This is a genomic window from Flavobacterium sp. HNIBRBA15423, from assembly GCF_052655965.1.
Window position 1 is genome coordinate 3120634 of record NZ_CP199751.1, and the last position, 19026, is coordinate 3139659.

Genomic DNA, 19026 nt, shown 5'->3' on the forward strand with positions numbered 1-19026 from the left:
AATAGAATGAAAAAAATCTTGTTTAGTATAGTTGCATTTGTTTTATCTACTATTTGTAGTTTCTCTCAAAAGAATATAAAAGCGATTTACAATGTAAAAGTTTCCGAAGATGAGACATTAAAGGCTGCACCATTCATAGACAATAGTTTTATTGAAAAAATAAATAGAAATGCGGAACAACAAGAGCCCTATCTTCTATTTAATGCTGAGCAAGCTGTTTTTAAGCTTAATGATAAAGCTATTATTGATAATAAATTAGTATTGATAACAATTCTCACAACACCTAGTCCATTATATATTGATGCTACTAAAAAAGTCAAGTTTTATGTATCTGAAAACAAGGAGTTTATTGTAACTGATTCTTTATTGAACCTTTGGGAACTGAAAAATGAAACTAAAAAAATTGGAAGTTACACTTGCTATAAGGCAATACACACGCATCGCTATACAAATGGAAGATATGATGATCAAGGGAATTTAAAATATTTTGAAAAAAAGGTTATAGCTTGGTATTGTCCAGAAATTAATTATTCCTACGGCCCAAGAGGTTTTGGAGGATTGCCTGGTTTAATTCTAGAATTGCAATATCATAATGTACTGTATGGATTAAAAAAAATAGAATTTAATTCAAATGAAAAAATTTCTTCTATACCTGAAAATGCAAAAATAATTTCAAGACCTGAATTTGAGAAATTAGATTATGAAATGAGAAAAAGTAGTATGCAAGGAAATTAATTTTATCATATCAATGGAACTATTTTAGACCAGTAAAAAATGAAAAAGTTATTAATATTACTATTCTTAGTATCACAATTTTGTTTTTCACAAAATTACACTTCCATAACGGTAAATTATAAAGCGATAATTGAGTCTATTAAAATAGATTTCCCTAAAAATAAAGAGGTTGCTAAAGAAGAACATTTAAAGAAAATTAATATAAAACAACAATTATGCTCTTAGAAAGAAAAGGGGTTAATTTTTCTATCATATTTTTTTTTGTTTTTATTTACTCCTTCTCACAAACCCTAACAGGAACAGTAAAAGACAGTTTAAACAATCCATTGCCAAACGCAAATGTGATTGCGAAGCCTTTGGCGGAAAACCAAGGATTAAAATTTGCCATTGCCGATTATTTAGGAAGGTATAAACTCGAATTAGAAAAGGAAGTATCCTACGAAATAAAAGTCTCTTATTTAGGATATAAAGAAGCAGTATTAACTATAGAAGCAAACAGTACTTTAAAAGAACACCATTTCATACTACTAGAAACAGGACAACAGCTCAAAGAAATTGTTATAGATTATGAGTACAAACCTATAGTCGTAAAAAAAGATACCCTTATTTATGATGTAAAGGCTTTTGCAAACGGTAACGAGCGCAAAATGAAAGAAGTCCTCGAAAAAATGCCAGGCGTAGAAGTAGGCAAAGACGGCTCGGTAACCGTGCAAGGAAAAAAAGTTACACAAATGATGGTCGAAGGCAAATCTTTTTTTGGTGGTGGATCTAAATTAGCAGTAGAGAATATTCCAGCCGATGCTTTAGATAAAATTGAAGTCATTGACCATTTTAATAAAGTAGGGTTTCTAAAACAAGTTTCAGATAGCGATGAACTCGCAATGAATGTCAAATTAAAAGAAGAAAAAAAGAAGTTTGTCTTTGGTGATGTAGAAGCAGCTGCAGAAGTAGCCAATGATAATGGTTTTCATTTGCTGCACACCGCTTTGTTTTACTACAGTCCAAAAACCAATGTGAATTTTATAGGAGACATCAACAACATAGGCAAACGCACCTTTTCTTTTGAAGATATGATGCGGTTTCAAGGAGGAGTGAGCAGTTTTTTAAGTGGACGAAAACAACTGACAAATTTATATAATTTTACTAGTGATAATACTAGTGTGATTACCAATAAATCGCAATTTGGAGCGTTTAACATCCATCAAGAAATAAATCCAAAACTAGATGTTGAAGGATTTGGCATTTTCTCCAAATTATTTAGCGCTTCACTGGTGGAAAGCCAGAATGAGTATCTTCAAAATAACGCTTTTACTTTTGAAGAGAGAACCACACACAAAGAAAATAAGACTCTTTTGGGAATAGGGAATCTAAAGTTAGATTACAGTCCAAGTAATCGTTCCAAATGGTTTTATAATGCCCAATACCAATTTAGTACAAACGATGCTACTTCCCTTTTAACATCAATACGAGACGGACAACAAAGCACTTTTGAAACCCTAAACAATGCCGATAATGGTCAGCTAAAACAATTTATCGAATGGCACAAACAATACAAAAATACGAATCATACGACCACTTTCGTTGTCAATCAAAGTTATGAAAACAACAAACCAGTAAATACTTGGCTAACTGATACCGAATTTTTAGCGGGATTAATTCCGTTGGAAAACGATAATTTTTACAACATTCAGCAAATTAAAAAAGTAAAAAACAATAGTGTAGATGCCTTATTGAAACATTATTGGATTTTAAACAATTACAATCATTTGTATACCAATGTTGGAAATAACTTTGGCACGACCAATTTACAAATTACCGAACAACAATTTTTAACAGATGGCACAATCAATGATTTTGCGGAAAATGGATTTGGAAATGATTTAAACTATCTGTTAAACGATTTTTACGTAGGCTTTGAATACAAATTCAAAATAGGAAAATGGATTAACAAACCTGGAATTTACACACATTTCTATCATTTGAAAACCAAACAAATTACAGACGATTACACCCTAAATCGAACCTATTTTGAACCACAATGGAACAGTGAATACGAATTCAATCAATCAGAAGCCTTAAAATTCTCCTACAAATTATCTAATGATTTCCCAGAAGCCACTCAACTGTTAGAACGCTTTACGTTACAAAACTATAATTCAGTTTTTAAAGGAAATGCTTTGTTACAAAATGAGCGTTTTCATAGTGCTTCACTAAGATATAATAAAACGAGCATGTATCGTGGTTTAATGTTGTTTGCCAATTTGAATTTCAATAAAAAACTAAGAACGATAAGAAATGTAATAGAGTTAAACGGAATTAACCAATTTACAACACCCTTGATTACAGATAATCCAGAAACGAATTGGAGAGTTTTTGGGAACATAAGTAAAAAAATATACCGATTTAGGTTGCAGTTGAATTCGAATCTGAGTTGGTTTAATTATATCCAAACCTTAAACAATCAAACGACCACAAACAATAGAAACAATCAATCGATTGGAGTAAAAGTAAGTACAGCTACAAAAAAATGGCCAAGTGCAAGTGTCGGTTATAATAAAAGTTTTAGTCAGTTTAGCGGATTGACTTCATCAAAATTAACCAATGATATTTTCTCCTTTAGTCTGGATATTGAGTTCTTAAAATCATTTACCTTTAAAACGGATTACGAAATTATTTTCAATGAAAATAGCCAGAACCAAAAAGCAATCTATCGCATAGGCAATGTCTTTTTAAGCTATCAAAAGAAAGATAATCCTTTCCGATTTGAACTATCTGCTCAAAATTATTTAAACAACGGAACCATAATCAATAATTCTTTTTCCGATTTCTTAATTTCTAACTCAAAAACGTTCACTTTACCCAGAATAGTAATGTTGTCTATAAGCTATAAATTATAAAAACTTTTTTCTGCAAAGATTAAAATCTAAACCAACCACACATTGAAGAGTTTTAGATGATGATTATAATAGAACTAGCCTTAAAAAGCCCAGAAGTTTTCTTAATTTACGGTATGCCATTTTTTTATAATCCTTGACCATATTGACAAAGATGGATAGTTTCTTGGCGACCTCATCATTGGTGTAGTCCTTAATGCTAAGTCTCCTGTGCCGCTTTGTTCGGTAGTGCCTTGATGGCATTTTCTATGATAACAGTCGTTTCCACAACTACTGCCTCAGACATAAAGAATTCTTCCGTCTCATAGGTTTCTATATTTTGCTGCCCATACCGTTCCGTAAGCAGATGACGTTTGCTTTTTAAGTGGTTGAGGCATGTATTCCTTGTGGCTTTATAGAAAATGTATTGGTCTTGAAATGCTAATAATGATGAACTCTTCATTTCAAATCTTTATGCATAATAGGCATAATAAGTATTATTATCTTGTTTTTATTCCCCACTTTTTTCATCCTATGTTTGCAAAAGGAAGTTCTTTGAAAATTTTATAAATTTATTTCAACAGAAGAAAGAGAAAGATAAAAGCTAAATTTTGTCATTGGTCAATTAAGACTGTTCGGGATGCTAGTTCCTTTCTCTCTCTGCTTTTGAACTTGGACAGTTCATTGGTCATTAAGACCGTATTTAGGATTGATAAGTCTCAAGCAGATTTCTTCCGTTTACTTTAATTTCCTTAAAACAAATGTATGAAAAAAAGTAACAATTATGTTGGAATTGACATCTCAAAATTAACTTTTGATGTGGCTATTTGTAATTCTGAAAGCAAGTATAAGTATTTTAAATTTGCCAATAAGCATGAAGGTTTTATTTTGTTTTTAAATCTTTTAAAAGAATCAGAATCTATTTGTGTAATGGAAGCTAGTGGTCCATATTATCTAAAGTTAGCCACTTTTTTATCAGAGAACGGGATTGATGTTTGTGTTATAAATCCATTAATAATTAGGCGATTTTCTCAAATGCGAATGAGTAGAGCAAAGACAAACAAAAAAGATGCTATGCTTATTGCAGAATATGGAAAAACTGAAAATCCTAGTTTGTGGCAACCAGAAGCAGATTATGTGTTAGAACTTAAGCAAATGCAGGCTTATTTGGAGCAATTGAATAAAAACAGAACAGGATTTATAGTTCAAAGAGAAGCTTTTAATCAAAATCCTATTAAAAGTGAAATACTTGAAAAAAGTATTAATTCTGTTTTAGAAACAATAGAGCAAGAGATTAAGCAAATTGAAAAAAGAATGGAGTTAATAATTAAAATACATCATCAAGAAATGTTTAATCAACTAAAAAGCATACCAGGAATTGGAGCTAAAACATCTTTGTTTTTAATTGTAATATCAGGAGGATTTAGCAAGTTCAATAGTCATAAACAACTTGCTTCTTATGTTGGAATATCTCCAAGAATATTTGAATCAGGAACAAGTGTTAAGGGTAGATCGAAAATTTGTAAAATGGGAATGAGTAAAATAAGAGCAATGCTTTATGTATGTGCTTGGTCAGCAAAAAGATGCAATAAAAGTTGTAAAGAATTATACGATAGATTAGTAGAAAAAGGAAAATCAAAAAAACTTGCCTTAATAGCAGTTGTGAACAAACTATTGAAACAAGCTTTTGCGATTGCAACAAAAAAAGAATATTATTCAGTGAAAATTAACTAAAATAAATTTGGAAATAAACACAGTTCATCCCAAAGTACATTTATTTCTCCCATGCAACCCTATCGCTCATAAAAGAGCTTTGCCCGGATGTTCTGGTAAAGCATATTGAAAAAATCGCCTGGCAATACTCAACAATGATATTTTTCAATACCCTTTCAGTGGCTTTCTAAGCCACCATATTTACACATCATATAAACCCTAGTAGTTTAGAAATTCTGCCTTATATAGGCAAGCTTTCCAGTCACATTGGCTATTTATCGAAAGACATCTTCATTGCTTCCCTTTTGTTTTTTTATCCAAGAACCAGTATGCTGTTTTGTTCCATTTCAAGAGCAAAGGTATTTACGTGTTCTTAACGCAGGCACAAGGTCAAGCCCTTCGGGTTTGCAAAAAAATCTCCACCTATCCAGGTCGTATTTTTTTGTCAAAACCTTGTACCTGCTAAACACGAACCTTTTTATGCTCCTGAAACGAAACAAAGCATACTCCGGCTCTTTAAACGAATAAAAAAAATGTCAGAAATGAAAAATATAAATATTGGAATTCTTAATAAAGTGAAGCGAAACAGCACCACCTCTCATTGCCAAATAAAAATAAAAAAAAGTTGAATCACTTAAAAATCAAAAATCATGAACATCACAGGAAGACTGACAGCGGATGCGGAAGTACGCATAACGCCATAGAACAGACGATTACAATAACAAACAAGAAGAGCGCATAGAGTACCGCCTTTTTCGACTGCTCCTATTGGAGAGCCCAAAAACAGCTTTCATAATGGTATGACCCCATACAGGGGATTTTTCCATAATCTAAAGGACTTCCCTACCCATCTCATAAAGTTGCCTGACCCGAAAAATCGGGTGGCAAAATGACAGACCCTCCCGATGGTCGGGACAGTCTTTTTGCATCAAATCGGTACAACCACTTTGACAAAATATACCGCTCCACAATTTCCATAGTTTCATTTTATCAAACAGGTTACAACATTTTTGGTAGGATATTCATTATCCTACTCTTTGTTTTTGGACGGACTTCTTTTCTTTCCACATTTGCGACCAAAGAAAAGAAGCAAAAGAACGCCGCTTGGTTAGTTCTGATTCCACGACCATTGCCAGATCACTAGTTTTCATTTTTTACTGTTTTTAATTGTTTATACTTTTTTATCTATGTGACCAATCAATCAGGTGCTTATCTATCCCTATACCTGCATATCGAACTGCAAACTTGATTACATCTGTATTTCCTTAATTAACTACCTCGATATGCCAATACCTATTCCGATAATGCTATGCCTAGTGAAATATCCACTCAATTACGTTTGCACATCAGTATATAAACCAATCCCTAAATAGATATTTACCGAACTACATATCAATGTCCCTACCTGCATACATCTGCTTTCAGAGACAAAGGAATATAGATATGTACAGGTTTATTTTAAGAAGGTACTCATTGGAGGTTATTGGCACTTTATGGCTCTGTGCTACATTACCACGCTTTGAAAAACAAGGTTTTACTTTGTATTATGGTTTTTATAAACGGATTTATGCAAAAGCACACGGACTTATCTGGTAAAAAAGGAAACAGCTCGAAGCTGTTTTTCCCTGCTATATTTAATCCGCCTGAAAGAGCGGATTTTTGTGTTCATTGGAACACAGGCAAGTTGTGTTTTGAGGCACTCGAAACTGAGTTCGTGCCCCAAAACAACTTGCCCTTGCTGGGAGCAGAAAACACCTTCCGAAGTCAGGGTTTTTGTGGAAATTAAAAATGGATGAATGATGAACGGAAACAATAGCAAAAAACGCAATAAAGGAGGACGGGCACCCAAAAGTGACCCGAGCATCCACCGCCATGTTTTTCGCCTCACGGACGGGGAAAATGCCAAACTATTGGCACTCTTTGAAGCATCGGGAATGACCAATAAAGCAAAATTTATCATTTCAGTACTCTTTGGAAAGGAGATTAAAATGGTCAAAATCGACAAAGCAGCTCTGGATTATTATATGCGGCTCACCACATTGTACGGCCAGTTTCGCTCCGTTGGAGTGAACTATAACCAGATTGTAAAACTGTTGTACGTCAATTTTTCAGAAAAAAAAGCAGCAGCCTATCTCTATAAACTGGAAAAACAAACAGCAGAAATGGCGGTACTATGCCAAAAGATAATACAGTTAACAAAGGAATTTGAATCAAAATATTTGAAAAAGGAGGGTTGAAATGGTGGCAAAAATAGGAAGAGGGAACAATTTGTACTAAAACGACAGATAAAGCCAAACACCGCCACCAAAAGCCACTCTGTGAACGCACTGCACTTTCAGGATTAACTTCCTGAAAAGTGAAAAATTATGTTACACAAAGAAACAGTCAGTACAGAGATGTGGGAACTGCTCCAAAAGCTTATGAAAGATGAAATGTTGAAAGACCATGTTCTGGTCGGGGGTACGGCACTGGCACTAAAGCTAGGACACAGGCTATCAGTAGATATTGACCTGTTTACCACAAAGGAGTTTGATTCGAAGATGATGCTGAAATATCTTCAAAACGCCTACGGAGCAAAAGAAAAGGAGAGTAAGCTGTACAACAATACGGTACTTACCTTTATAAATAATATAAAGGTTGATATTGTCTCTCATAAATATCCTTTGCTTAATTCTATCGAAAAAGTGGATAACATCCGAATGATTTCCATTGAAGATATCGGGGCGATGAAACTCCATGCCATCCATCAAAGCGGTGAGCGATATAAGGATTTTGTTGATATGTACTTCTTATTGGAACACCAGCCATTAAAATTCTTTCTTGAAGCGTGTCAAAGAAAATACAATAAAGATCCATATTGGGCATCCATAGGCCTGAATACCTATGATAAGATTACCACCTTTGATGGTGTTGATATGTTAAAAGAAAAACAACAGGATTGGAAGCATATCCAAAAACGTTTGGAGATGGCTACGAAAAAGCCTTTGCAAAAATTCACAAATGAAGGGAAAATATTACCGGTTAATATCAAGAAAAAGAGAGGGTTTCGTAGGTAGATTACATAAAAATACGTAAATTTGATACTGTCCTCTTACAATAAAAAATCATGAAAACATCAGTCAAACATATACCAAACTTACATCCCAAGTTCTTTTGGGATTTCAGGTTTGATGAGATTGATTGGGAAGGAGCTTATAAAATGGTAATCGGTCGTATAGTAGAACGTGGCGGTCAACAGGAAATTGATGAGATTGTCCGTTATTATAGTTATAAAAAAGTGATTACAGCTATCCGTGATGAAATCTATTTTCTTCCCAATTATGCGATTGAAGAGGCTTTGAAATTCTTCCCTGAACTCAAAAAGGAAGAAATGTACTGCTACCTCAATAGAAAGGACAAGCCTTATCATTGGATATAAGCAATAAAGCCGCCTTAAACAGGCGGTTCTTTTTACATCTGTTCCCTTGTGCCACAGGCATCCTGCAAGAAAAAGAAACCAGTACATCCTAAATCATTGATTACTATAAAACTCTTGTTGCTTTTTCTATCAAATTTTATATGAAACCTTATAATTATTTCAGCAAAAGTTAAAATACAAATAATACAAAAACCATTTTAATAGGTATTGCTTCAACAATATTGCTGGTTTCTTGAAACAATACTGACAATGATACCTAACAAAAGAATAACGATTAGGGTCTTCGTTAAAATCGCCCAATGAAGTTCACATTGAGCCTTCATTAGAAGAACATACAGCCCGAATTGCCCTAGGAAGTAATGATGTCAGCATTTTGGATATTCAATATATTGATTTTTTTATGTAAAATCATTAGGACATCCAAGGACAAATAATACCCTTTATTGTCATCTTATCCATTATCCTGTCTCCCTATACTATTTTGGAGAGCCAATATAAAATGGACAATGAAGAAGGGAGAATTAAAAGAAATACCTATTGAAGAAGCAATGGCTTATTTTAAGGAAGAGGGAATGGACTTGGAGAGAGAAGAGGTTGAACAAATCATGACTTTCTTATATAGCCTTACAATGATTATCATACAAGAATACTTTGATATTGAGTAGTTTATTTCGTATCTTAGTTCCTTTCTACGAAAGATTTGTTCCACCTTACCTTTTAAAAGTATTTAACCATGAAAGTTGCCGATTTATATATACGAGTGTCTACCGATGAACAGGCTGACAAAGGATATTCCCAAAGAGACCAGGAAGAAAGATTAAGACGCTTTTGTCTGACCAATAACATCGTAATAGGTCAAACTATCTATGAAGACCATTCCGCTAAATCTTTCAATCGACCGGAATGGATACGATTAATGAACAATCTAAAAAAAAGAGGATCAAAAACCAACCTTGTTCTCTTTACCAAATGGGACCGTTTTAGTCGTAATGCTGGTGATGCCTATCAAATGATAAGCACCCTCACTAAACTAGGTATTGAGCCTCAAGCCGTAGAACAGCCCTTGGATTTATCCATTCCAGAAAATAAAATGATGCTTGCGATATATTTAGCCGCTCCTGAAGTGGAAAACGACCGTAGAGCTCTCAATGTATTTTACGGGATGCGCCGTGCTAGAAAAGAAGGTCGAATAATGGGGATGGCTCCATATGGATATATAAATAGAAGCAAGGAAGATGGGAAAAAATATGTAGCAATCAAAGAACCCGAAGCCTCTAATATAAAATGGGCTTTTCATGAAATCGCAAAAGGTGTGCTTGCAGCTGATCAAATACGGAAACAGATGAACAGGAACGCTATAAAAAAACTGAGTAAAAGTGCCTTTCATGTGGCTATCCGAAATCCGGTATATTGTGGAAAAATCTTCATTGAAAAACATAAAGACGAACATGCATATTTTGTTCAGGGTGTTCACCAGGCAATAATAACAGAGGAATTATTTAGCAAAGTACAACATACCCTTGATGGAAATAGAAGAACGGAACGTCCAAATACCAAGGTCTTATCTGATGTTAATTTACCTCTAAGAGGATTTTTGACCTGTCCTAAATGTAGGCGTAATTTAACAGGAAGTGCCTCCAAAGGACGAACAAATTATTATTACTATTACCATTGTATCACCTCATGTGGTTTCCGTCAAAAAGCTGAGGTTGCCAATGAAATTTTTGAAGAAGGATTAAAACTATTGGATATTAATTCAACCATGGAAAAGTATCTTAAAAAGATATTTTTGGATAATTATAAGACTTTTATAAAGAACCCTATTGATCAAAGGAAACATATTTCAGATGAGATTGACGGGTTAAATGCTAAATTGTCTATTGCAAGGAATAAATTGCTTTCTGAAATTATTGATGATGACGATTATATTGAAATCAAAAAAACGACTAAAGAACAGATTGAAAAATTAGAGGAACAACTCAATAAAAATCATTCTCCCGACAAAATTGTTGATATTAACAAATTAGTTGAAAAAGCACTTCAAAGTATTACAAACTTAGGCAGACTCTACCAAGAGGGAGGGATTCAAACAAAAAGAAATATTATCGGTTCGATATTCCCTGAAAAACTAGAGTTTGATGGAAAAAGTTATCGAACCACTCGAATGAACTCAATTGCTCGATATATCTTCCAGATAAACAACGATTTACATAAAAATAAAAACAGGAAAAGCAATCATTTCGATCACTTTTCCTGTCTAGTACTCAAGGCGGGACTTGAACCCGCACGAACATTACTGTTCACTGGATTTTAAGTCCAGCGTGTCTACCAATTCCACCACTCGAGCAAATACCGTAAATGTCATTAGATAATTTCTAAATCCATTATATCTTTACAGGTAGTAGAGCGAAAAACGGGGCTCGAACCCGCGACCTCGACCTTGGCAAGGTCGCGCTCTACCAGCTGAGCTATTTTCGCGTTTGCGTCTTTTTAAGAACTTTGCAACAACAACCTATTGTTCCGTATTGCGAGTGCAAATATAAAACATATTTTAGATTTTGCAAGGACTTTTAGTAAAAAAAATGAAAGAATTTTATAACCATTTGATAACGAATTAATTATTTTTTTATTTTTTTTGTTATCTTTCTTTTAATTTTAGTAAAACTTTCATTAACATCAAAATTGAATATTACTTTTCATCAATCTACCATCAAATAATAGAAACTTCTTAATATAGCTATATGAAAATCAAAAAAAATCTCATAAATAACTTTTCTTTTATTTATGAGATTCTTAAAATCCATTCAAACTATTCTTTTAAAAATTTAATGGTAGTTGGTTCTTCATTCATTTTCAAAAAATACACTCCTTTTTCAAAATTTGAAATATCTATTTTCAAATTAACATCCTGTACTTTATCAGTATATACTTTTCTGCTTAATCCATCAAAAATAGTAAAACTTGTTCCCATTTTCTCTATTGGCAAATCAATATTTAGCATAGCGGAAGAAGGATTTGGATATACATTTGCTAATGGAGAAGAAAAACTAGTAGTGGTTAAAGTACCTTGAAACAGTTGATCAATTTCTGTATCCGTTAATTCTCTATCCCAAATTCCTACATCATCAATACTTCCATTAAAATAACCTCCACCAATAGCTCTTCCAATCCATATAGGAAGTGAAGCTTGACTCACACTAGTATGTGTATTTGTCGTTGTTCCTACTAAGATTGCGTTTTTATAAAATTTCATTACTCCATTGGAATAAACCCCTACAAAATGCTCCCAGTCATTTAAAACAAAAGTAGGTCCATTAATCCAAAACCAAGAAGCACCTTGCTTATTAGTACCAAACATACTAACAGATGAACCAGTTTGAATAAGCCAAATAAAATTATTACTAGTAGCAGAACCACTCATTATGGCTACATCATCATTACTAGTACTTTTTTTCAACCAAATGGATATAGAAAAACTACCTGTTTGAGAAAAAGTATGACTAATGGTGGAATTAGTTAAATAACTAGAAGTACCATTAAAAAGATAGGCTGCATTAGAATCATCAAATCTATCTGTGGTAAGCGTTGCATTGCTTACGGTTAAATGATTCCCATTAGGACTTTGATCTTGAGCATCACCACTAAATTGCCACCAAGAAACCAATCCATTTGACGGAACATAAGAAGGAAGTTGTGCATAAATAGGAGCACTAACTACTAAAATAAGTAAGTAAAATTGTTTCATAAATATACATTTTTGATTATAAAAAATCAAAAATAACCAATTTTACTCAAACATTTATTTAAAAAACTAAAATATATTCATGTATTTTGTTAAAACAGAAACTATTTCTTTGTTAGCATTCTTTTAATCTCATTTAATTTCATCAAAGCCTCCACAGGTGTTAAGGTATTAATGTCTATGTTCATGATTTCCTCTTTTATCTCCTCTAATAAAGGGTCATCTAAATTAAAAATACTCAATTGCATTTCTTCCTTCTCATTTTTAATTCCGTTCAAAGCATCACTAGAATGGTCTTTTTCTAACTTTTTTAATAGTTTTTCTGCTTTTTGAATTACGATTTGAGGCATTCCAGCCATTTTAGCTACATGAATACCAAAACTATGTGCACTTCCTCCTTTTACTAACTTGCGAATGAATAAAACGGTATCTTTTAATTCTTTTACGGAAACATTGTAATTTTGGATTCTATCAAAAATAGCTTCCATTTCATTTAATTCGTGATAATGTGTAGCAAAAAGTGTCTTAGGCTTGTTTGGATGTTCATGCAAATATTCTGAAATAGCCCAAGCAATTGAAATTCCATCATAAGTAGAAGTTCCTCTTCCTATTTCATCTAACAACACCAAACTTCTATTGGAAATATTATTCAAAATAGAAGCCGTTTCGTTCATTTCGACCATAAAAGTAGATTCTCCCATGGAAATATTGTCACTCGCTCCTACTCTAGTAAAAATTTTATCCACTATGCCCATTCTAACAGCTTCAGCAGGAACAAAACTTCCCATTTGCGCTAAAAGCACTATCAAAGCAGTTTGTCTCAATATAGCCGATTTACCTGACATGTTTGGACCAGTAATCATAATGATTTGTTGCGCTTCATTGTCTAAAAAAACATCATTTGAAATATAAGGTACTCCTACTGGCAATTGTTTTTCAATTACAGGATGACGTCCTTCTTTAATTTCTAGATCAAAACTATCATCTAAAACGGGTTGAACGTATTTATTTTCAATGGCTAATTGGGTAAACGAATTCAAACAGTCTAATTGCGCTATTAAATTGGCATTATGCTGTACTGGTTTAATATAGGTTGCCATCCAATTGACCAATTGTTCAAATAACTGATTTTCTAATTGTTGGATTTTATCTTCTGCTCCTAAAATTTTAGTCTCGTATTCTTTTAATTCTTCTGTAATATAGCGCTCTGCATTTACTAGGGTTTGTTTTCGAATCCAATCGGCTGGTACTTTGTCTTTATGTGTATTTCTTACTTCAATATAATAACCAAATACATTATTAAAGGACACTTTTAAAGAAGAAATACCTGTTTTTTCGCTTTCGCGTACTTCTAAATCATCTAAATAGCCTTTCCCTTTTGAAGAAATTGCTCTTAATTCGTCCAACTCTGCATTTACACCAGTTGCAATCGCATTTCCTTTGTTTACATGAACTGGAGCATCTTGATTTAATGTGGTTTTTATCTTTTCGCGGAGCAATTCGCAGGCATGCAAACTATCTCCAATTACTTTTAAAGCTTCATTTTTACTTTGCAAAGCCAATTCTTTTATAGGAATAATAGCATTCAAAGAATCGTTTAAATAGGTTACTTCTCTAGGAGAGACTTTTCCTGTGGCAACTTTGGAAATCAAACGTTCTAAATCTGAAATCTGTTTGATTTGATATTGTATTTTTTGTAATATTTCCTGATTTTCTTTCAAATAAGCAACCACTTCATGACGCGCTTTTATTTTAGAAGCTTCTTTTAAGGGTAATGCCAACCAACGTTTCAATAAACGCGAGCCCATTGGTGACAAGGTTTTATCAATAACATCTAAAAGGGTTACTGCATTTACATTGGTAGAATGATATAATTCTAAATTTCGAATGGTAAAACGATCCATCCACACATAAGCATCTTCGGCAATACGTTGGATATTTGTGATGTGTTGGATTTTGTTATGTTGGGTTTCCGATAAATAATACAAAACTGCACCCGAAGCAATGATTCCTTCTTGTAATTCTTCAATACCAAAACCTTTTAGCGAATTGGTTTGAAAATGTTTGGTTAAGGTTTCCACCGCATAATCTTCTTTATACACCCAATCTTCTAGAAAAAACACATGAAAATCTTCACCAAAGACTTCTCGAAACTGATTTTTATTCTGTTTAGGCACTAAAACTTCACTCGGACTGAAATTTTGTAGCAACTTATCGATATATTCTTCGTTTCCTTGAGCAGTTAAAAATTCGCCTGTTGAAACATCCAAAAAAGCAACTCCTAAGGTTTTCTTGCCAAAATGAACGGATGCCAAAAAATTATTTGATTTTGAACTCAAAACCTCATCGTTCATTGAAACACCAGGTGTTACTAATTCTGTTACACCTCGTTTCACAATGGTTTTAGTCATTTTAGGATCTTCTAATTGATCGCAAATGGCTACTCGCAGACCTGCTTTAACTAGTTTTGGCAAATATGTATTTAACGAATGATGTGGAAAACCAGCCAAAGCCGTCTCACTATCAGAACCAGCACCTCTTTTGGTTAAGGTAATTCCTAAAATTCCAGCAGCTCGAACCGCATCTTCTCCAAAAGTTTCATAAAAATCACCTACACGAAATAGCAAACAAGCATCAGGATATTTTCGTTTGATTTCATTGTATTGCTTCATTAAAGGAGTTTCCTTTTTCTCTTTGGTTTCTGCTGTTTTTTTAGCCACAATTTGTTGTTTTAAGAAGTGTTTGCGAAGGTAATAATTTCTGATGAAAGTATTAAGATGTGAGTATTAAGTATTAAGACTATTTTAAAAATCAAAAGTTCCTAATGAAATAATATTGGAACACAGAATTAAAGTTTCTTTAACTTCTTAAATTTGTGTTCCACAAAAATTAATTAGCTATATACTTTTTCGCTAATTCTTCTAAATCGGATTGATTTAAAAATTGATTGTTGTAAAAAACTCCTTGTATATTTCCTAATGTTTCTAGGTTTTCCAATGGATTTTCGTTTACTAAAATAAAATCGGCAGTTTTGTCTTTCTCAATGGTGCCATAAGTAATTTCCTTAAAATAGTTGGCAAAATTTACAGTGGCTGCTTGTAAAATGGTAAAATTTGAAAGTCCCGCTTTTTTATACAATTGCATTTCTGTAAGCATACTAAAACCAGGAATGGTGTATTTTGAGCTACTATCTGGACTCAATAATAATTGTATCCCTTCCGTTTCTAGTTGCTTTAAAACTCGCAATCGTTCTTCCATTTCTTTTCCATAAAAAGCAAGTTCTTCTTCGATAGCTTTGCTTCCAGTTTTATCTCGGTATAATTTCGTTTTCTCTAACCATTCTTCTTTGGTTTTCTGGTCATAGAATTCCATACCAGGAATTTTTGTAATGGTTTCTGCATCAAATAAACCATACGCAATTTGGTACCATAAAAGCGTTGGGCAAACATAAATGTCATTTTCTTTAATTGCTTGTATTCTTGCTTCTCTTTTTTCTGGTTCTCCTATTAAACCACCTAAATGTTCTATGGAATTAAAATTGGATTTAAAAATAATTTCATCTTGGATAACAACTCCTTTTGGGTTGCTTATAAAATGACCAGCGATTTTTATATCATAAGCTTTACAAACACTATCAAATTTTACGAAAAGAACTTCGTTTTTAATACTCATCATTTTTATGATATCAAAACCATTTTCTTTTGCTGCTTTTACATACTCTATAATTTGTTGTTCGGTTAAATCGTAATTTCTACTTATGGGTGGAGCGGATAAATATAATTTTGGATTTAAGCTTTCTTTTGAATTGTACTTTTCTTTCCAATTCTTATGTTCCCAAATACCGCGCATGGAACGTAATTTGGTTACCCCATTTAACAAATTAAGTGCAAAAAACTTATCCAATTCTTCTTCCTTTTCTGGTAAGTGTACATGTGCATCGGCTAAAGTGGGTAGTATAAATTTTCCTTTCCCTTCTATGGTTTGTTTGGCTTGAACTTTTACTTTTCCAGTTTTATTGATAGCGATAATTTTACCCTCAGCAATCAATACATCTTGATTTTTTAAAACCACATTACTATTCATTGGTACAACCGATACATTTTTTACTACATAATCGACTGTTTGTTTTTGAGCACTGGCATTTAGAGCTACTAAACTTAAAAAAAATAGGATTTGCTTCATGAAATTAAATTTCGAGCAATATAAAAAACTCCTATATGGATTGCTGTTATTTACTTGTTAATTATTGTTAATTAAGCTCTTACCCTTTTCACTAACGGATTAAAATCACGTGGCTACAATATGAGTTGTTCCTACGGAACTTATATGTTTACAGATTTAAGTTTCTTTAATTTCTTCAAACAACAACTTTAAACCATTTTAAACGATTAAACACATTAAACTTCAAAATTTTCTACTATATAAAACTATCCTATTAACACATTATTTTATCTTTGCCCTATGAGAAAATTAGCCAACGTAGAATTAGAGCGTTTAAATAAAGAAGAGTTTAAAGAAGCTGAGAAAACACCTATTATTGTTGTTTTGGATGACATTAGAAGTTTGCATAATATTGGTTCGGTTTTTAGAACTGCTGATGCTTTTTTGATTGAAAAAATCTATTTATGTGGTATTACGGCTGTTCCTCCTAACAAAGAAATTCACAAAACGGCTCTTGGTGCAACAGAAACAGTAACTTGGGAATATGCTAAAGATGTCTTAGAAGTTATTAAAAAATTGAAAGAAGAGAATGTTGCTGTTTTTTCGATTGAACAAACGGAAAACGCTATTATGCTAAATGATTTTGGGGTTAAACCCAATGAAAAATATGCCTTGATTTTTGGCAACGAAGTAAAGGGTGTTTCTCAAGAAGCCATTAACCTAAGTGAGGGTGTAATTGAAATTCCGCAACTAGGCAGCAAGCATTCTTTGAATATTTCTGTAAGTGCAGGAATTGTAATTTGGGATTTGTTTCAGAAGATGGAGTAAAAAAGAGAAAAGAGAAAAGAGAAAAGAAAAAAGAGAAAAGAGGAAAGAGGAAATTTAATTGTAGTCGCAACAGTTTAAAATAGAGCGTAATATCTATTCTTTTTTTTAGTTTTAAGATAGTTTTAAGAACATTTTACTTTTTATTTTTTACCTTATGGTTGAACATTAAAAAACAATTATTATGGGAATTATTAGAGACAAAAAAAAGTTTAAAAGAACAAAAGAACAGACCAATCCAACAAATCCGACAGGAAATGTAAACCAGAGAACAAATAAGTTTGATATCGATGAAAAAACTATTAAAAAACAACAGAGAAAACATTAATCAAACTTTAAAACTTAAATTATAAAATGCAGTATCAATGACCTTGATACTGCATTTTATAATTTAAGTATTCATCAAACAAGATGGCACAACTAAACTAAGTTTCTAGTGAATGTCTTTTATGTATCGTTCCTATTTTCAAGGATGTTTTTCAGAGTATATAGACTCTCATCGATATCTTTTGCAAAATTCTTTTGAAACATGGGTATCATTACATTTAAAGGATATGGTAATGTTCCAGCATTAATTAAACTTACCTTAGTTTCATTTTCAGATAAAAATTTTGTCTCCATAATTACACTACTACTAATCTTCATTGGTTTTACAAAACGAATCTCAGTTTCAATTCTTTCTCCTTCCACAATGCTTTTAATTTCCTTTTCTCCTTCACCAGCGTTTTTGTTTCCACTCCAAGCATAAATATAGCCTATTGTTCCATCTATTCCTCTCGTTTCAATTTTCCTGTCAGGATCGGTTTTTGCCCATTTATTAAACTTTTCTTGGTTTGAGAGTAGTCTTAAAAAATCAAATACTTCTTGCGTAGGTGCATGAATAATAATTTCTCGATTAACATAATGCTTCTTTTTCATAAAAAGAGCAAGGATTAATAATAAGGCAATGATGCCTAATACTATAACTAAAATTGTAAGTATGGTGTTCATATTATTGTTATAAATTATTTTATTTATTTATCAAAAATAGTGTTATTAAAGAGATAGTGAAGTGCCTTATTACAGTTGGGTAGATAGTTTTATTTTTTAATTAACTTTAAGGTAATTCCTATTTGTCCTAAATGATAAATATCGTGTTGGATTAATCCTTCGACCAAATATTTATAGGAATATTCTGAAGCATACTTATTTTCTTCCAAATACTCATCTGATTTGCTTTCAAGCAATTCTATTAGTTCCATTTGACTATTAAACAAGTCTGCTTTTAATTTTTCCCATCCTATTTTTTGTAATTCCTCGTTAGTTCTCCAGTTTTCAGGACTATTCATAGTTACATTAGATTTTATGCCTTGTAGTTTTTTAATTCCTTCCACACGCCAAATTAAAATATGAGCAACTAATTCTGCTATACTATGAATTTCTGGAATAGGTCTTATAAATGCATTTTCTTCGCTTATTTTTTCAAGTTTTTTCTTGAAATTTTCGTCTAACCAATTATCTCCTTCTAAATTGGTCTTTAATTGCTCAACATAATTGATTATTAATTTATTTTCCATTTT

General features: G+C 32.5%; 15 protein-coding genes, 2 tRNA genes and 1 pseudogene. 11 read left to right on the top strand and 7 right to left on the bottom strand.

Going from position 1 to position 19026, the window contains the following annotated elements:
• Nucleotides 1-6: 6 nt before the first annotated feature.
• From ACULEV_RS14110 to ACULEV_RS14150, 9 genes and pseudogenes are all read left to right on the top strand, one after another.
• Nucleotides 7-735 (top strand): GLPGLI family protein, encoded by a 729-nt coding sequence (locus ACULEV_RS14110; protein ID WP_445455686.1) that lies wholly within the window; start codon nucleotides 7-9, stop codon nucleotides 733-735.
• Between the two features lie 39 nt (nucleotides 736-774).
• Nucleotides 775-960 (top strand): hypothetical protein, encoded by a 186-nt coding sequence (locus ACULEV_RS14115; protein ID WP_445455687.1) that lies wholly within the window; start codon nucleotides 775-777, stop codon nucleotides 958-960.
• Complete coding sequence (locus ACULEV_RS14120) at nucleotides 951-3632, top strand: carboxypeptidase-like regulatory domain-containing protein (RefSeq protein WP_445455688.1); 2682 nt, start codon at nucleotides 951-953, stop codon at nucleotides 3630-3632. Before ACULEV_RS14115 ends, ACULEV_RS14120 begins: the two co-directional genes overlap by 10 nt.
• A 741-nt stretch (nucleotides 3633-4373) precedes the next feature.
• Nucleotides 4374-5342 (top strand): IS110 family transposase, encoded by a 969-nt coding sequence (locus tag ACULEV_RS14125; protein ID WP_445455689.1) that lies wholly within the window; start codon nucleotides 4374-4376, stop codon nucleotides 5340-5342.
• Between the two features lie 1778 nt (nucleotides 5343-7120).
• Nucleotides 7121-7558 carry a conjugal transfer protein MobA gene (gene mobA / locus ACULEV_RS14130; RefSeq protein WP_445458552.1) on the top strand — a complete coding sequence of 146 codons (438 nt, stop codon included), beginning with the start codon at nucleotides 7121-7123 and terminating at the stop codon, nucleotides 7556-7558.
• A gap of 129 nt (nucleotides 7559-7687) precedes the next feature.
• On the top strand, nucleotides 7688-8377 hold the full coding sequence (locus ACULEV_RS14135) for a nucleotidyl transferase AbiEii/AbiGii toxin family protein (RefSeq protein WP_445455690.1): 690 nt from the start codon (nucleotides 7688-7690) through the stop codon (nucleotides 8375-8377).
• A gap of 50 nt (nucleotides 8378-8427) precedes the next feature.
• Nucleotides 8428-8739, top strand: coding sequence for a DUF6922 domain-containing protein (locus tag ACULEV_RS14140; protein ID WP_445455691.1), 312 nt, complete (start codon nucleotides 8428-8430; stop codon nucleotides 8737-8739).
• Between the two features lie 506 nt (nucleotides 8740-9245).
• Nucleotides 9246-9404: a hypothetical protein gene (locus tag ACULEV_RS14145; protein WP_445455692.1), complete on the top strand. Its 159-nt coding sequence runs from the start codon at nucleotides 9246-9248 to the stop codon at nucleotides 9402-9404.
• A gap of 68 nt (nucleotides 9405-9472) precedes the next feature.
• Nucleotides 9473-10408: pseudogene (locus ACULEV_RS14150) on the top strand (recombinase family protein); the annotation flags it as partial.
• 592 nt (nucleotides 10409-11000) lie between these two features.
• Here ACULEV_RS14150 and ACULEV_RS14155 read toward each other — a convergent pair.
• The 5 genes from ACULEV_RS14155 to ACULEV_RS14175 form a co-directional block, all read right to left on the bottom strand.
• A tRNA-Leu gene (locus ACULEV_RS14155) sits at nucleotides 11001-11086 on the bottom strand.
• A 58-nt stretch (nucleotides 11087-11144) separates the two neighbouring features.
• Nucleotides 11145-11217, bottom strand: a tRNA-Gly gene (locus ACULEV_RS14160).
• A gap of 331 nt (nucleotides 11218-11548) precedes the next feature.
• Nucleotides 11549-12484 carry a LamG-like jellyroll fold domain-containing protein gene (locus ACULEV_RS14165; protein WP_445455693.1) on the bottom strand — a complete coding sequence of 312 codons (936 nt, stop codon included), beginning with the start codon at nucleotides 12482-12484 and terminating at the stop codon, nucleotides 11549-11551.
• Between the two features lie 101 nt (nucleotides 12485-12585).
• Nucleotides 12586-15153, bottom strand: a complete 2568-nt coding sequence (gene mutS, locus ACULEV_RS14170) for a DNA mismatch repair protein MutS (protein WP_445458553.1) — start codon at nucleotides 15151-15153, stop codon at nucleotides 12586-12588.
• Nucleotides 15154-15370: 217 nt separating this feature from the next.
• On the bottom strand, nucleotides 15371-16663 hold the full coding sequence (locus ACULEV_RS14175) for an amidohydrolase family protein (protein ID WP_445455694.1): 1293 nt from the start codon (nucleotides 16661-16663) through the stop codon (nucleotides 15371-15373).
• A 279-nt stretch (nucleotides 16664-16942) separates the two neighbouring features.
• Between ACULEV_RS14175 and ACULEV_RS14180 the strand changes: the two genes are divergently transcribed.
• Nucleotides 16943-17470, top strand: coding sequence for an RNA methyltransferase (locus ACULEV_RS14180; RefSeq protein ID WP_445455695.1), 528 nt, complete (start codon nucleotides 16943-16945; stop codon nucleotides 17468-17470).
• Between the two features lie 181 nt (nucleotides 17471-17651).
• Nucleotides 17652-17795, top strand: a complete 144-nt coding sequence (locus tag ACULEV_RS14185) for a hypothetical protein (RefSeq protein WP_445455696.1) — start codon at nucleotides 17652-17654, stop codon at nucleotides 17793-17795.
• A 119-nt stretch (nucleotides 17796-17914) separates the two neighbouring features.
• On the opposite strand, the gene ACULEV_RS14190 is transcribed toward ACULEV_RS14185, so the two are convergent.
• On the bottom strand, nucleotides 17915-18457 hold the full coding sequence (locus tag ACULEV_RS14190) for an SRPBCC family protein (RefSeq protein ID WP_445455697.1): 543 nt from the start codon (nucleotides 18455-18457) through the stop codon (nucleotides 17915-17917).
• An 89-nt stretch (nucleotides 18458-18546) separates the two neighbouring features.
• The gene (locus tag ACULEV_RS14195; RefSeq protein WP_445455698.1) at nucleotides 18547-19023 is read right to left on the bottom strand and encodes a DinB family protein; all 477 of its coding nucleotides are present in this window, start codon (nucleotides 19021-19023) and stop codon (nucleotides 18547-18549) included.
• Between the last annotated feature and the right edge of the window lie 3 nt (nucleotides 19024-19026).

Bases quoted from the DNA above. Each gene is read 5' to 3' on its own strand.
- ACULEV_RS14110 (WP_445455686.1), top strand. From the start codon at position 7: ATGAAAAAAATCTTGTTTAGTATAGTTGCATTTGTTTTATCTACTATT.
- ACULEV_RS14115 (WP_445455687.1), top strand. From the start codon at position 775: ATGAAAAAGTTATTAATATTACTATTCTTAGTATCACAATTTTGTTTT.
- ACULEV_RS14120 (WP_445455688.1), top strand. From the start codon at position 951: ATGCTCTTAGAAAGAAAAGGGGTTAATTTTTCTATCATATTTTTTTTT.
- ACULEV_RS14125 (WP_445455689.1), top strand. From the start codon at position 4,374: ATGAAAAAAAGTAACAATTATGTTGGAATTGACATCTCAAAATTAACT.
- mobA (WP_445458552.1), top strand. From the start codon at position 7,121: ATGAACGGAAACAATAGCAAAAAACGCAATAAAGGAGGACGGGCACCC.
- ACULEV_RS14135 (WP_445455690.1), top strand. From the start codon at position 7,688: ATGTTACACAAAGAAACAGTCAGTACAGAGATGTGGGAACTGCTCCAA.
- ACULEV_RS14140 (WP_445455691.1), top strand. From the start codon at position 8,428: ATGAAAACATCAGTCAAACATATACCAAACTTACATCCCAAGTTCTTT.
- ACULEV_RS14145 (WP_445455692.1), top strand. From the start codon at position 9,246: ATGAAGAAGGGAGAATTAAAAGAAATACCTATTGAAGAAGCAATGGCT.
- ACULEV_RS14165 (WP_445455693.1), bottom strand. From the start codon at position 12,484: ATGAAACAATTTTACTTACTTATTTTAGTAGTTAGTGCTCCTATTTAT.
- mutS (WP_445458553.1), bottom strand. From the start codon at position 15,153: ATGAAGCAATACAATGAAATCAAACGAAAATATCCTGATGCTTGTTTG.
- ACULEV_RS14175 (WP_445455694.1), bottom strand. From the start codon at position 16,663: ATGAAGCAAATCCTATTTTTTTTAAGTTTAGTAGCTCTAAATGCCAGT.
- ACULEV_RS14180 (WP_445455695.1), top strand. From the start codon at position 16,943: ATGAGAAAATTAGCCAACGTAGAATTAGAGCGTTTAAATAAAGAAGAG.
- ACULEV_RS14185 (WP_445455696.1), top strand. From the start codon at position 17,652: ATGGGAATTATTAGAGACAAAAAAAAGTTTAAAAGAACAAAAGAACAG.
- ACULEV_RS14190 (WP_445455697.1), bottom strand. From the start codon at position 18,457: ATGAACACCATACTTACAATTTTAGTTATAGTATTAGGCATCATTGCC.
- ACULEV_RS14195 (WP_445455698.1), bottom strand. From the start codon at position 19,023: ATGGAAAATAAATTAATAATCAATTATGTTGAGCAATTAAAGACCAAT.